The sequence below is a fragment of the Microtetraspora sp. NBRC 16547 genome (assembly GCF_030268965.1).
Taxonomy (GTDB): Bacteria; Actinomycetota; Actinomycetes; order Streptosporangiales; family Streptosporangiaceae; genus Microtetraspora.
In genome coordinates this window covers 107,266-121,515 of sequence record NZ_BSSE01000003.1, presented here as the reverse complement: position 1 = coordinate 121,515, position 14,250 = coordinate 107,266, and the positions used below count along the sequence as shown (strand labels likewise).

Below are 14,250 nucleotides of genomic sequence, written 5' to 3'. Positions count from 1 at the left end.
GGGGATGCCGACCGCACCGTTGATACACCCGCGTGTCCTGGCGGCGCAACGGATTCCGGTCATCACGGCATGCGTCGCCCGTCCTCGGCCTCAGTCGTCGTAGAAGACGCGTTCCACAACCGCCCTGGCCCGGCGGCTGATGCGGCGGTAGTCCTCGATGAAGTCCTCGGAGCCGTCGGGCGGGTAGCCGAGCGCCTGAGCGATCAGCGCCCGCTCCTTGACGGCCGTGGGGATCATGTCGGCGGCCCGGCCCCTGACCAGCATGATGGCGTCCCTGATCCGGGAGGCGAACCGCCACGCCCGGTCGAGCGCCGCCTCGTCCTCGGAGGCCAGCAGGCCCTCGGCGACGGCGGCCCGCAGCGTGTCGAGCGTCCGCGTCGTGCGCAGCGCCGGTACGGCTCCCGCGTGGCGGAGCTGGATGAGCTGGGCCACCCATTCGACGTCGGAGAGCCCACCCCGGCCGAGCTTGGTGTGCAGGGCCGGGTCGGCGCCGCGCGGCAGCCGTTCGGCCTCCATCCGGGCCTTCAGCTTGCGGATCTCCCGTACGGCGTCGGCCGGGATGCCGTCGGCGGGATAGCGCACCGGGTCGATCATCTCGATGAACTCGGCACCGAGCCGGGCGTCTCCCGCGCAGAACCGGGCGCGCAGCAGCGCCTGAGCCTCCCAGTGGGACGACCAGCGGTCGTAGTACGCCTTGTAGGACGCGATCGTCCGGACCAGCGGCCCCTGCCTGCCCTCGGGGCGCAGCCCGGCATCCACCAGCAGCGGCGGGTCGGGCGCCTGGAGGGCGAGCAGCCTGCGCAGCTCCTCGGCGACGGCGTGCGCGGCGAGCGCGGCCTCCCGGTCGGCGGCTCCCGGCAGGGGGGCGTGCACGAACATCACGTCGGCGTCGCTCGCGTAGGAGCTCTCCATGCCGCCCAGCCGGCCCATCGCGATCACGGCGATCCGGGTCGGCGGCGGCTCGCGCCGGTCGACGCTCACCTTGTTGATCGCGGCGTCGAGCGCGGCCTGGACGGTCACGTCGTTCAGCGCGGAGAGCGCCTGCCCCACCCGCTCGATGTCGATCAGCCCGGCCAGGTCGGCACAGGCCGTACGCAGCAGCTCCCTGCGGCGCAGGGCGCGGACCGCGGCGACGGCGGTCTCCGCGTTCTCGCCGTGCCGACCGACCGCCGCGGCGGCCTCGCCCGCCAGGGCCTCGGCGGGTCGTACGGCGAGCTCGGTGTCGGAGCCGAGGATCGCGACGGCCTCGGGCGCGTGCAGCAGCAACCCGGTCACGTAGCGGCTGGTCCCGAGCAGCCGGGCGAGCCGCTCGGCGACGGCGGTCTCGTCGCGCAGCAGCCGCAGGTACCACGGTGTGGCCCCGAGCTTGTCGCTGATCTGCCGGAACCCGAGGAGGCCCGCGTCCGGGTCCGGGGCGTCGGCGAACCAGCCGAGCATGACCGGCAGCAGGGTGCGCTGGATCGCGGCCCGGCGGGACACGCCGCTGGTGAGGGCGGCGATGTGCCGCAGCGCCCCTTCCGCGTCGGTGTATCCGAGCGCCTCGAGCCGGGCGGTGGCCGCGGCGGTGGACAGCCGCGTCTCGGTCTCGGGCAGCCGGGCGACCGCCTGCAGCAGCGGGCGGTAGAACAGCTTCTCGTGCAGCCGCCGCGCTTCGAGCGCGTGCCGCTTCCACGTCGTGGTGAACTCTCCCACAGGGTCGCTCGTCATCCCGAGCCCCCGCCCGATCCGGCGCAGGTCGGCGATCTCCGACGGCACCACGTGCGTACGGCGCAGCCGGTGCAACTGGATCAGGTGCTCGACCCGGCGCAGGAACGTGTACGCCTCCGCGAGCGCCTTGGCGTCCTCCCGGCCGACGTACCCGCCCCTGGAGAGGGCGGCGAGCGCGGACAGCGTGGCGCGGCGGCGCAGCAGCGGGTCGGTCCGCCCGTGCACGAGCTGGAGGAGCTGGACCGCGAACTCGATGTCGCGCAGACCGCCCGGGCCCAGCTTGATCTGCCGCTCGGCGTCGCCGGTCCTGACCGTGGCCGCCACACGGGCCTCCACACGGCGGCGCATCGCCTGTACGTCCTCGACGAAGTTGTCCCGGGCCGCGGCCTGCCAGACCAGCTCGTTGACCGCGGCGACGTACTCCTCGCCCAGCTCCAGGTCGCCGGCCACCGGCCTGGCCTTGAGCAGCGCCTGGAACTCCCAGGTCTTGGCCCACCGGCGGTAGTACGTCAGGTGGCTGTCGAGGGTGCGGACCAGCGGGCCCATCCTGCCCTCGGGGCGCAGTCCCGCGTCGACCTCCCACAGCGCGCCCTCGGGGGTGCTCTCGGAGCAGGCCCGCATCATGGCCTGGGCCAGCCTGGTCGCGACCCGCAGCGCCTTCGCCTCGTCGGCGTCGGCCCTCGGCTCGGCCACGAAGATCACATCGACGTCGGAGACGTAGTTGAGCTCCCTGGCTCCGCACTTGCCCATCCCGATGACGGCGAGCCGCACGTCGTCCGCGCCCGGGACCTCGGCGCGCGCGATGACGAGAGCCGCGTCGAGCGCGGCGCCGGCCAGGTCGGAGAGCTCGGCGGCGGTCTCCGCGAACGCCGACTCCCCCATCACGTCACGTGCCGCGAGGTGGAGCAGCCGCCCCCGGTAGGCCACCCGGAGCGCGTCCAGTGCGGCCCGGTGGTCGTGCGGGCCCGCAGACAACGCCGACACCGCCGACACCGGCGACACCGCGGCCGTCAGCTCCTCGCGCAGCTCGCGGTCCGTCGGCCGGGCCGCGTGGCCGGTGCCGTCCTCCAGGAGCCGCAGGTGCTCCGGGTGCCGGACGACGTGGTCGCCCAGGGCGGCGCTCACACCGAGGACGCCGAGCAGCCGCGCGCGCAGAACGGGATCGGCCCGGAGCGCGCCGAGCACACCCGGGTCGCGCTCGGCCAGGCGGCTCAGCGAGGTGAGCGCGAGATCGGGGTCGGCGGTCGCGAGCAGGCGGTCGAGCAGGCCGACGTCGCCCACCGCCTCCGGGCCGAGCTCATCCAGCAGACGCTCGGCCCTGGCCCCGTCGGCGAATCCGAGCCTGGCCAGGCGCCCGGCGGTGGTCTGCATCCGGGAGTCGGCGTTCACCGTGCCTTCTTCCAGCTCGACGTCGATCACATCGGCCGTCGTGGACGGGCCTTCCCAGCAACGGTACACACGGCGGGTGGAGCATCCTCGCCAAGATCGGCCCTGGCGCGCCGGAGCGCGAGCCTCCCGCGTCACACCGTCCCGGTACGGCGTTCGCGCACCAGCGCGGCGAACGCCTCCGCCAGCGGGCGCCACGCGGCCTGCAGCGCTTCCTCGCCCTCCTTCACCTGGCGGTCCAGCTCCGCGACGTCGTAGCCGGCGAGATCGCCCTCGGCGGTCCACTTCATGAAGATCTCCGCGGTGGCCTCCGGATGGAACTGCACCGCCCACGCCGAATCACCGAGCCGGTACGCCTGGTTGGGATAGCGCGACCCCGTCGCCAGCCGCACCGCCCCCGGGGGCAGCTCGGTCATCGCGTCGTAGTGGTACTGCACCGCCCGCGGCTCCGGCACGGCCGCCGCGACCGGGCCGAACAGGCGGTCGTCCGCCGCCTCGGGGAGCAGATCGATCGCGCCGAGCCCGACCTCCAGGCCGTTCGCGCCGCGCTCGACGGTGCCGCCGCACGCGATGGTCATGAGCTGCGCGCCGAGGCAGATGCCCAGCGTGGGGACGCCGCTCTCCACCGCTCCGGCGATGAGCCGCCGGGCGTCCGGCAGCCACGCGCACCCGTCGTCGTCCCACGCCGACGGCGATCCGCCGAGCACCACGAGACCGGCTCCGGGATCGGAGGGGACGGCCTCTCCCAGGTGGGGCCGGACGATCTCGTACTCGATCCCCGCGTCCTCCAGCCAGCCCGCGAAGAACCCCAGACCCGCACCGACCTCATGCTCGACCACGACGACACGCTCGTTCATGCGATGAGCATAGAGGGGAAGAAATTGCACGTCTGTCGCCGGACGTACCTTTTGCGATGCCGCTGTCGTACAGTGCCGGGAACAGTTCGGAAAGATCTTTCATCCCCCAGGAGGAGCCGATGCGGTTCGACGAGGTCACGGTGCCGGGCGGCAAGTTGCGGATCGCCACGTTCGGCGCGGGACCGCGCCTGATCATCGCGGCGCACGGCATCACCGCGTCCCTCATGGCATGGCGCGCGGTGGGCGAAGCGCTCCCGGACGGGTGGTCGCTGGTCGCCGTGGACCTGCGCGGGCGCGGCCACAGCGCGGACGTCTCCGGCCCGTACGGCCTGCCGCGGCACGCCGAGGACCTGGACCTCGTCGCCGACCATGTCGGGGCGGACGAGACCGCGGTGCTCACCGGCCACTCGATGGGCGCGTACGTCGCCGCTCTGCACGCGGCGCGGCGGGAGTACGCCCGGGTCGTCCTGGTCGACGGCGGGCTTCCCCTGCCGATGCCGCCGGGGGCCGACCCGGACGCGGTGCTGGAACTCACACTCGGTCCCGCCATCGCGCGGCTGAGCCAGACCTATCCGAGCGTGGACGACTACATCGGCTTCTTCAAGGTCCACCCGGCGTTCGCCGGCCAGTGGTCCCCCGTCGTCGAGGAGTACGTGCGCTACGACGCGACCGGCCTGTCCGACGCCATCCGGTCCCGCGCCCAGGAGGACGCCGTACGGCAGGACGGCCGCTGGCTGCTGACGGGAGCGGAGGAGATCGGCCGGGCACTGGAGCAGATCAAGGCGCCGCTCGGCCTGCTTCGCGCGCCGCGCGGCCTGCTGAACCAGGACGTCGGGATGCTCCCCGACGATCTCGCCGCGCACTGGACCACCCGGCTCCCCGGCCTCAAGGACGAGGTCGTCGAGGACTGCAACCACTACACGATCATCTTCGACGACCGCTGCGTCAGGACCGTCGTGGACCGGCTGATCGGCAACTGACCGGCGGAAACGGGCGGCGGCCCGTGGTCTCATCCGCTCTCGCGGGGACCACGGGCCGCCGGACGTGCGCGCCGGGCCGGATGTCGGAGGCCCTTTCGGAGGCCCTTTCGGCGGCTCAGCCGCGCGGAACGATCCAGGTGGCCTTGGCAGCGGCGACCAGGGTGCCGTCGACCTCGTAGACCGCGCTCTCGCCGAAGAGCTTGCGCCCCTCGCGGCCGGAGACGCGGCCGACCACGGAGTACCTGCCGAGAGGGTAGACCCGGCGGTAGACCTGCGCGGTCAGGCGGCCGAGCAGGGCCGACTGCCCCGGCTCCGGATGCTCGTCCGCGGGGGCGTCCGGCCCGCCGAAGTGCGCCCAGAAGGTCACGCAGTCGAGGGCGGCCCAGATGATCGAGTCGGGGACGACGCCGTCCTCGTCGGTCACGTTCACCGGGACCCGCCAGCCGGCGGCGACGGCGCCGGTCTCCGGCACCGGACCGGGGAAGATGCGCAGGCCGTCACCCGGCTCGCGCAGCCCGCACGCGAAGCAGCCGGCGATGGCGTGCCCGTGCAGCCCCCCGAACCCGGCCTCGGCCCGCGCGGCGTCGGTGAACGGCACGAACGGCGGCGGGGTCAGGCTCTCGGCGACCGGGATGGCCTCGGCGAGATGCCGGTCACCGTCGCCGAGGGCAAGGGTGTTGCCGACGGGCGCGACTCCGAGTTCCATCTCCAGGGGGACCGGTTTATGGAGGGTGACTTCGACGGCCGAGTCATGACCCGCGCCGGTCAGTAGACCGGCCAGTGTCCCCGAGATCCATCCGCCGTTGGCGGTTCCCTCGGGGCCCCGGAAGCGCTCCGGAACGGTCAGAACGGTCTGCAGCCCGGCAGCCGTCGTCATGCAACACCCTCCAACGTCACGCCCGATTGCGGCCCATCCGCATCAGTCGTAACCAACCATCCGATTTTACGCTTGTCGGCTTAAGAAAAGCTAAACAGACCAGGATGCCCGCCACGTTGGCCCTGTGTAACAGAACGATGACGTAACGAACCTATGACGCCCCTTGCGCCGTCAGGGCGTGACACCAGGGGACGACGCCGCATCCGAGGCCACAGGACCGCTCACAGGATCGATCAAATGATCGGTCACAGGATCGGGAGGTACCGCCCGAGCTCGAACTCCGTGACGTGGCGGCGGTACTCGCCCCACTCGGTCCGCTTGTTACGCAGGAAGAAGTCGAAGACGTGCTCGCCCAGCGTCTCGGCCACCAGCTCGCTGCGCTCCATCACCGCTATCGCCTCGTCGAGCGACTGCGGCAGCGGCTGGATGCCGAGCGCCCTGCGCTCGCCGCTGGTCAGCGCCCAGACGTCGTCCTCGGCGCCGGGCGGCATCTCGTACCCCTGCTCGATGCCCTTGAGCCCGGCGGCGAGGATCACCGCGAACGCGAGGTAGGGGTTGCACGAGGAGTCCAGCGAGCGGAACTCGATGCGGGTCGAGCCGCCCTTGTGCGGCTTGTACATCGGGACCCGGACCAGCGCGGACCGGTTGTTGTGCCCCCAGCAGATGTAGGAAGGGGCCTCGCCGCCCGCCCCGGCGATCGCCTCGGCGCCGCCCCACAGCCGCTTGTACGAGTTGACCCACTGGTTGCAGACCGCGGTGATCTCGGCGGCGTGCCGGAGCAGGCCGCCGATGAACGACCGGCCGACCTTGGAGAGCTGGTAGTCGGCGCCCGGCTCGTAGAAGGCGTTCCTGTCGCCCTCGAACAGCGACATGTGGGTGTGCATGCCGGAGCCGGGGTACTCCGTGAAGGGCTTGGGCATGAAGGACGCCCAGACCCCCTGCTCCAGCGCGACCTCCTTCATCACCAGCCGGAAGGTCATGATGTTGTCGGCGGTCGTCAGCGCGTCGGCGTACCGCAGGTCGATCTCCTGCTGGCCGGGGGCTCCCTCGTGGTGGCTGTACTCCACCGAGATCCCCATCGACTCCAGCATCATGATCGCCTGACGGCGGAAGTCGTGGCCCGCGCTGTGCGGCGTGTGATCGAAGTAGCCGCCCTCGTCTATCGGCTTGGGCCGATCGCCGCGCTCGGGCCGGTTGCGCAGCAGGAAGAACTCCACCTCGGGGTGGGTGTAGAAGGTGAATCCCATGTCCGCGGCCTTGGCCAGCGCGCGCTTGAGGACCCACCGGGGATCGGCGTGCGACGGCGAGCCGTCCGGCATGAGGATGTCGCAGAACATGCGGGCCGCACCCGGCGACTCGCTGCGCCACGGCAGGATCTGGAAGGTGGACGGATCCGGCTTGGCCAGCATGTCCGACTCGTAGACCCTTGAGAAGCCCTCGATCGCCGACCCGTCGAACCCGATGCCCTCGGCGAAGGCCCCTTCGAGCTCGGCGGGCGCTATGGCCACCGACTTGAGGAAGCCGAGCACGTCCGTGAACCACAGCCGGATGAACCGGATGTCGCGCTCTTCAAGCGTGCGGAGCACAAATTCCTGCTGGCGGTCCACGGCGTACCTCTCGGGAACTACACGTCTGGTCTCGTACCAGTGTGCCCTCTGCGTGTTTCACCTGCATTACGAGGAATCCCGGCTCCGCCGTTGATCGGTCATTCATTCGGAGGCGATCCGAGCCCGTTACGTTGCCGCCGATCAGACGGTCAGGCGGTCAGAGGATCGGTCGGCCGGGGGGAAGGGCGGTGGCGCGTGCGCGAACCGGCGGTCGGGAAGCCCGCGAGTGACGAACCGGACACCGGGGACCACGGGAACGTGGCGCCCCGGTACATGCGGGTCCCCGAGTCGTGGGCCAGGGCCGTGGCGGTCACGATCGCCGCCGTGTCGGCCTGCCTCGAACTGACCGACATCTGGGTGACGGCGCAGCTCCCGCGACCGGCCTACACGCCGTTGCCGTTCGCGCCCGAGGACATGGCGGGCACCGCGTTCCCGCTGTTCGGGGCGTTGCTGGTGATCGCCCGGCCGCGGCTCGTGGTCGGCTGGCTGCTCTGCCTCGGAGGGCTCGGCGCGGCCGTCAACATCCTCTGCCTCAACGCCGCGGCCCTGATCGTCCAGAACGGCGGGCACCCGTCGGTCCCGGCGATCGTGCTGTTCGCGCACGCGATCTGGTCCCTGACGACGTACGCGCTGGGCGTCCTCCTGCCGCTGCTCTACCCGACCGGCCGCATCCTGTCGAAGCGCTGGTGCGTCCCCGGAGGGTTCGCCGCGGCCGCCCTCGTCCTCGGCTGGGTGTGCGACCTGATCGGCCCGCCGACCCCGCTGGTCGGGCACAACCCGTGGGCGGTGGCCGCGTTCGCGCCTCACTACGAGGTGGTCAGGCGGGTGCTGGACGGCGCGGTGACGGCCGGGATGGGGATGGCCCTCGCGTCGCTGGCCGTACGGTTCCGGCGGGCAGGCCCGGCCGAGCGCCGGCAGATCCTCTGGCCGCTGGTGGCCTTCACCGGTCTCATCGTCCCCTGGCTGGTCGGCAACCCGATCTGGTGGACCGCCTCGTTCACCATCCCCTTGGTGCCCGCGGCCATCGCGGTCGCCGTGCTGCGCTACCGGCTTTACGGCATCGACACCCTGATCAGCCGCACGCTCGTCGGCGCCGGGCTGGTCGGCGTCGTGGCCGGCGTGTACGTGCTGGCGAGCGCCGCCTCCAGCCTGTTCCTGTCCGAGATGGACCGCCTGGCCGGGCTGGCCGCCGCGCTGTTCTCCGGAACGTTCCTCCATCCGATCAGGCGCGGCCTCCAGCGCCTGGCCGATCGCATGCTGTACGGCTCGCGCGGCGACCCGGTGACGCTGGCCGCGGAGCTGCGGCGGCGGCTCCAGCAGGCCGACCCCGCGCACGGCCTGCTCGCCTGCCTGGACGCCCTCAGGGAGGGGCTGTCGGTCACCGGGATCGCGGTGGAGATCGACGGGACCACCACGACGTCGGGCGAGGCCGGCCGGGTTGCCAGGGAGATCCCGCTGGTCTGGCACGGCGAGCCGGTGGGCCTGATGCTCGTCGGCTTGCCGGGGAGGCGCCGCTTCCCCGCCGCCCACGACGAGCGGGTGATCGCGGTGCTGACGCCGTACGTCGCCGACGCCGCGCACGCGATGCGGCTGACCACGGCGCTCCGCCGCTCCCGGGAGCGCATCCTGACCGCGCGCGAGGAGGAGCGCCGGCGGCTGCGCCGGGACCTGCACGACGGCCTCGGCCAGACGCTCACCTCGATGGCGATGACCATCAACATGGCCAGGCTCACCCTGCGGACCTCACCGGACGGCGCCGACGCCCTGCTGCGTGAGCTGCACGGCAGCATGGACATGATCACCACCGACATCCGGGAACTGGTGTACGGTCTGCGGCCCCCCGCGCTGGACGACCTCGGGCTGGCGGGAGCCGTACAGGCTCTGGCGGAGGAGACGGGCCCCGGCCTGGCGGCGGACGTCGAGATCGAGGGAGATCTCACGGGACTGCCCGCCGCCGCGGAGGTGGCCGCCTACCGCATTGTGCAGGAGGCGCTGACAAACGTGCGCAAGCACGCGAGCGCCGGATGGGTGCGGGTTTCGTTGCGCATGGGCGGCGAGCTGCGCGTCGTGGTCGCGGACGACGGGGTGGGACTGCCCCGCGCCAGGCGGTCGGGTGTGGGCATGTCGTCGATGATCGAGCGCGCCGCCGAGCTGGGCGGCACCTGCGCGGTGACATCGGAGCCGGGGAGGGGCACCACCGTGACGGCCCGCCTCCCGGTCGGCCAGGTCCATCGGACCGACCGAACCGACCAGACCCATCGGACCAGCCGGGCCGTTCAGATCGACGAGACCCGCCGGGCTGATCAGGCCGGGCTCACGAGCCGCTGACCAACGCGTCGCCGATGGGTGTGCGCCGGTAGAACACCTCCCTGCCCATCCGCCGCCGGGTGACGAGGCCGCCGCCGGACAGCACGGACAGGTGCTGGCTCACCGCGCCCGGGGTGAGCTCCATCCGGCGGGCCAGCGCCGAGGTCGAGGCCGGCTCCTCCAGCGCGGTGAGGATGTCCGCCCGGGTCCGGCCGATGAGCGCGCCGAGCCCTCCGGAGGTGCACGGCCGCCCCAACGTCCACAGGGTGCCGACGCCCCGGGCGGGATAGCAGAGCAGCGGCTGGTACGGCTCGAACATGATCGCGGTGTCGGGCCAGTGGAACGCGCTGGGCACGAGCAGCAGGCCGTCACCGTTGATCGGCCCCGAATAGTCGCAGTCCCTCGTCGCGACGAGCCGGTCGCCGTGCCAGGTGACGGAACCGTGCAGGTCGGCGAAGAGCTCCCGCACTCCCCCGGTCGCGAGGATGCGGGAGCGCCACGTGACGTCCGCCTCTAGCAGGCCGTAGACCCGCGGCCAGAATTCCTCGAAGGCCAGCGTCCAGTAGTCCCTCAGCGTGTCGGTCACCCTCCGGATGCCGGCCTCCGGATCCGTCCCGAACCGCTGGAGCGCCTCCGGGTCGGCGGATCGCACACAGGCCAGCTCCTCCACAGCCGTCTCGGGCGGCGTGCGCCGCACCCTGTCCAGCTCGGCGGCGAAGTCGGGAAGCGGCGTGTCCGGCGGCGGCGTCAGGAAGTCGGGCAGATAGCCCCGCACGGGGACGAGCGCGAACAGCTCGGTGAGATCCAGCTCGGCCAGGCGGGGCCGGACGGCGCGCAGCCACGGCAGGTGGACCGAGTGGGCGGCCGGGTCGCGCAGCACGCGCAGGCTCGACACCAGCTCCCACAGCGGGGAGAACGCGAACCGCATCCGGGCCACGTCTCCCGCGGCGAACCTCCACTCGACCGCCACGCCCGCTCCCCTTTCCCGCCCGCGTCCCGCGTGTCTCCCACCCTCATCGGCCCGCTGCCGTGCCCGCATGGGAATCGTTTTAGCCAGAGCTAAAGCATTCGCATGTTAACGAACACATGTCCGACGCTTGCCGGGTGACGAGCACGACCATCGCCAAGTCCGGCTTCCTCCGATCACAGATCGGCGGCCTCCCCCGCCCCTTCTGGGTCCTCTTCTGCGGCACCCTCGTGAACCGCCTCGGCACGATGGTGGAGCCGTTCATCGGCGTCTACCTGACGCAGTCGCGCGGCATGTCGCTCGCGACGACCGGTCTCGTGCTGACCGTGTTCGGCGCGGGGTCGCTGGCCTCCCAGCCGGTCGCCGGCTGGATGGCCGACCGCTTCGGCCGGCGCGTGACGCTGACCGGCGCCATGGTGATGACGGCGGTCGCCATGCTCGCGCTGGGATACACGACGAGCATCCCCGGGATCGTCGCCGGGATGTTCGTGCTCGGCGTGGTGGTCGACGCCTACCGTCCCGCCTCCCAGGCGCTGGTCGCCGACCTGGTCTCCCCCGAGGACCGGCCCCGGGCGTACGGCCTGCTCTACTGGGCGCTCAACCTGGGCTTCTCCGTCGCGATGATCGCGGGCGGCTGGCTGGCCAAGAGCGGCTTCACCACCCTGTTCTGGATCGACGCGGTCACCTGCGCGGCCTTCGGAATCCTGGTGTGGCGGGCGATCCCCGAGACGCGGCCGGCCAAGGAGGAGGGGCAGGCGGGCGGCTTCGGCGACGTGCTGCGCGACCGGCTGATGATCGCGTTCACGCTGGTCAACCTGGTGTACGCGTTCGTCTACCTGCAGGCCTTCACCACGCTGCCGCTGGCGATGAGCGGCCAGGGCCTTCCCCCCAGCGCGTACGGCACCGCGATGGCGGTCAACGGCGTACTGATCGTGTTCGTGCAGCCGCTGACGAACGCGTGGCTGTCCCGCAGGGACCCGAGCCGCGTGCTGGCCATCGGCTTCGCGGTCGTGGGCGGGGGTTTCGCGCTCACCGCGCTGATGTCGTCGGCGCTCGGCCACGGGACGGCGATCGCCGTCTGGACCATGGGCGAGATCGTCCTGGCGGGCGTCCCCGGCACGATCGTCGCCGCGCTCGCCCCGGCCCACCTGCGAGGCAGCTACGCCGGCCTGAACGGCTTCGCGTGGTCGGTCGCCTCGATGCTCGCGCCGCTCCTCGGAACCCGTCTGCTCGAAGCGGGCGCGCCGGTCCTGTGGATCACCTGCGGCGTGCTGGGCGTGCTGGCCGGAGCGGGGATGCTCGGCATCGCCCCGGCGATCCGCCGCCGCACTGGCGGTGAGGCGCTTATCCCGACATAATCCACGTTCAGCATGAACGAACGACGGGGCCGGGTGGTCGCCGGCGTCATGGCGGCGACGGCGCTCGCCCTGACGTCGTTCGCCCTGCTGGCCCAGCTCCGGACTCCTCCGGAATGGCGGCCCACGCTCCTCGCCTCGCCGGATCTCGGGGCCGGTGTCGCCTTCCCTGTCGTCGGAGCGTTCCTCGTCACGCAGCGCCCGCGGCTCAGCCTCGCCTGGCTGATGTGCGCCGGCGGGCTGCTCGCCGCGAGCAGCGTGTTCCTCACGGCGATGACCTTCTGGCGCGCCTCGTCGGGTGATCTCGCCCTGGCCGGGGTCCTGCGCTGGTTCGAGGTCCCCTGCTGGGCCGTCGGGGGCATGCTGCTCGCCATCGTGCTCCCCCTCTACTCGCCGACCGGGCGGCTCCCCTCGCGCCGGTGGCGGCCGGTGATCGTGGCCGGGGCGGTGGCGACCGCCGCGGAGACCGTGCTGATCATCACTCGGCCCACCCCGGACCAGGCGACCTACCGGTGGCCCACCGTCATCCCCAACGCCCTGGCGATCGAGGCGCTCGCGCCGTACTACAAGCAGATCCTCGCGGTCCTCTTCCAGGCGGTGGCGGTGTGCGTGGCGGCCGCGCTGCTGTCCCTCGTCCTGCGGCTGCGCCGCGCCGATCCGGTCACCCGCCGCCAGATCGCCTGGCCGCTGGTCGCCTTCGCGGGATACGTCGCCTTCTACCTGCCCGGCGAGTCCACGGCGCTGCTCGCGTCGGCGTGGACCGGGATCATCCCCATCGCGATCCTCTTCTCCGCGCTGCGCTACCGGCTGTACGGCATCGACACCGTGATCAGCAGGACCTTCGTGGCGGCCGGCCTGCTCACCGTGATCAGCGCTGTCTACTTCGGCGTCAGCGCGCTGGCCGGCGTGCTGGCATCGGGATACAGCCAGATCGCCGGGCTCGCGGCGGCGCTGTTCTCCGGCGCGTTCTTCCAGCCGCTGCGCCGCGCCCTCCAACGCGCGGTCGACCGCATGCTCTACGGCCCGGTCGGCGACCCCCGGGTGCTCGCCGACCGGCTCACCCAGGAGGTCCGCCGGACCGATCCCGCCGACGCGCTGGCCTCCGTGGTCACGGTCGTCCGGGACGGCCTGGCCGTCGGCGGCGCCGCCGTCGAGGTGACCGACGGGCGGCCCGGCTACGTCGAAAGCGGTGAGGTGGGTGACGCGCCCCGTGAGATCGCCCTCGTCTGGCACGGCGAGCCGGTGGGCCGCCTCCTGATCGGCGAGCCGGGAGCGCGGCGGTTCGCCGCCGCCCACGACGAGCGGGTCATCGCCACCCTGCTGCCCTACGTCGCCGACGTGGCACACGCCGTGCGGATGGCCGCCGACCTCCAACGCTCGCGCGAGCGGATCCTCGCCGCCCGCGAGGAGGAGCGCCGCCGCCTGCGCCGCGACCTGCACGACGGCCTCGGCCAGACGCTGTCCGGCATGGCGATGACCATCAACATGGCGCGGCTCAGCCTCAAGCGCTCCCCCGCCACGGCGGACGACCTGCTCCGTGACCTGCGTACCGGCATGGACGCCGTCACCGGCGACATCCGCGAACTCGTGTACGGCCTGCGGCCCCCGGCGCTCGACGACCTCGGGCTCGCGGGAGCCGTACGGGCTCTGGCGGAGGAGGGGCCGCCGCCAGCGGAGGTCGTCGTCGAGGGCGAGACGACCGGGCTGCCGGCCGCCGTGGAGGTGGCCGCGTACCGCGTCGTCCAGGAGGCGCTGACCAACGTCCGCAGGCACGCCCGGGCCACGCGCGTGCGCGTGGAGCTGCGCCGGGACGCCGAGCTGCGGGTCAGCGTCACCGACGACGGGATCGGCCTGCCCGAGGACAGACGGGCCGGAGTCGGGACCTCCTCCATGCGGGAACGCGCCGCCGAACTGGGCGGAAGCTGCGTGATCGCCGCCGCTCCCGGAGGCGGGACCGCCGTCGAGGCCCGGTTCCCTCTCGCCACCCCCGGCGAACCGCTTCCCGGGGGTCCTTCCGGTTCGCGTGCCGCGCGCCCGGACGGCTCGCTCTCGGAGCCGCTGCCCTGACGCCCGTCCCTGGCCCGCTGACGCGCCGCTCCTGCGCCCACATGCCGGGATCCCGGATCCGGCCGGGCGAGGTTGATCAAGAGTCGGTCCCATAGCCGGGACGGGCACTGCTCAGTTGCCCCGGATGGCCCTACGCTTAC

9 protein-coding genes are annotated in these 14,250 nt (G+C 72.5%); 4 read left to right on the top strand and 5 right to left on the bottom strand.

Going from position 1 to position 14,250, the window contains the following annotated elements; translation table 11 throughout:
• Positions 1-90: 90 nt before the first annotated feature.
• On the bottom strand, positions 91-3,078 hold the full coding sequence (locus QSK17_RS05850) for a bifunctional [glutamine synthetase] adenylyltransferase/[glutamine synthetase]-adenylyl-L-tyrosine phosphorylase (protein ID WP_285703712.1): 2,988 nt from the start codon (positions 3,076-3,078) through the stop codon (positions 91-93).
• Between the two features lie 149 nt (positions 3,079-3,227).
• Positions 3,228-3,950: a type 1 glutamine amidotransferase gene (locus tag QSK17_RS05845; protein WP_285703387.1), complete on the bottom strand. Its 723-nt coding sequence runs from the start codon at positions 3,948-3,950 to the stop codon at positions 3,228-3,230.
• A gap of 119 nt (positions 3,951-4,069) precedes the next feature.
• Here QSK17_RS05845 and QSK17_RS05840 point away from each other — a divergent pair, with 119 nt between their 5' ends.
• A complete protein-coding gene (locus QSK17_RS05840) occupies positions 4,070-4,930 on the top strand; it encodes an alpha/beta hydrolase (RefSeq protein ID WP_285703386.1) in 861 nt (286 codons plus the stop codon).
• A gap of 115 nt (positions 4,931-5,045) precedes the next feature.
• On the opposite strand, the gene QSK17_RS05835 is transcribed toward QSK17_RS05840, so the two are convergent.
• Positions 5,046-5,807: a hypothetical protein gene (locus QSK17_RS05835; protein WP_285703385.1), complete on the bottom strand. Its 762-nt coding sequence runs from the start codon at positions 5,805-5,807 to the stop codon at positions 5,046-5,048.
• A gap of 245 nt (positions 5,808-6,052) precedes the next feature.
• Positions 6,053-7,414, bottom strand: a complete 1,362-nt coding sequence (glnA2, locus tag QSK17_RS05830; RefSeq protein WP_285703384.1) for a gamma-glutamylpolyamine synthetase GlnA2 — start codon at positions 7,412-7,414, stop codon at positions 6,053-6,055.
• 195 nt (positions 7,415-7,609) lie between these two features.
• Between glnA2 and QSK17_RS05825 the strand changes: the two genes are divergently transcribed.
• Positions 7,610-9,742 carry an ATP-binding protein gene (locus QSK17_RS05825; protein ID WP_285703383.1) on the top strand — a complete coding sequence of 711 codons (2,133 nt, stop codon included), beginning with the start codon at positions 7,610-7,612 and terminating at the stop codon, positions 9,740-9,742.
• Here QSK17_RS05825 and QSK17_RS05820 read toward each other — a convergent pair.
• Positions 9,729-10,691, bottom strand: coding sequence for an ArsR/SmtB family transcription factor (locus tag QSK17_RS05820; protein ID WP_285703382.1), 963 nt, complete (start codon positions 10,689-10,691; stop codon positions 9,729-9,731). The genes QSK17_RS05825 and QSK17_RS05820 overlap by 14 nt on opposite strands.
• A 134-nt stretch (positions 10,692-10,825) precedes the next feature.
• On the opposite strand from QSK17_RS05820, the gene QSK17_RS05815 reads away from it, so the two are divergent.
• Complete coding sequence (locus QSK17_RS05815) at positions 10,826-12,046, top strand: MDR family MFS transporter (protein ID WP_285703381.1); 1,221 nt, start codon at positions 10,826-10,828, stop codon at positions 12,044-12,046.
• 12 nt (positions 12,047-12,058) lie between these two features.
• The gene (locus tag QSK17_RS05810; RefSeq protein ID WP_285703380.1) at positions 12,059-14,110 is read left to right on the top strand and encodes a sensor histidine kinase; all 2,052 of its coding nucleotides are present in this window, start codon (positions 12,059-12,061) and stop codon (positions 14,108-14,110) included.
• Positions 14,111-14,250: the final 140 nt, after the last annotated feature.

Coding starts and splice junctions, on each gene's coding strand:
- QSK17_RS05835 (WP_285703385.1), bottom strand. CDS start 5,807: ATGACGACGGCTGCCGGGCTGCAGACCGTTCTGACCGTTCCGGAGCGC.
- QSK17_RS05850 (WP_285703712.1), bottom strand. CDS start 3,078: ATGCAGACCACCGCCGGGCGCCTGGCCAGGCTCGGATTCGCCGACGGG.
- QSK17_RS05840 (WP_285703386.1), top strand. CDS start 4,070: ATGCGGTTCGACGAGGTCACGGTGCCGGGCGGCAAGTTGCGGATCGCC.
- QSK17_RS05810 (WP_285703380.1), top strand. CDS start 12,059: ATGAACGAACGACGGGGCCGGGTGGTCGCCGGCGTCATGGCGGCGACG.
- QSK17_RS05845 (WP_285703387.1), bottom strand. CDS start 3,950: ATGAACGAGCGTGTCGTCGTGGTCGAGCATGAGGTCGGTGCGGGTCTG.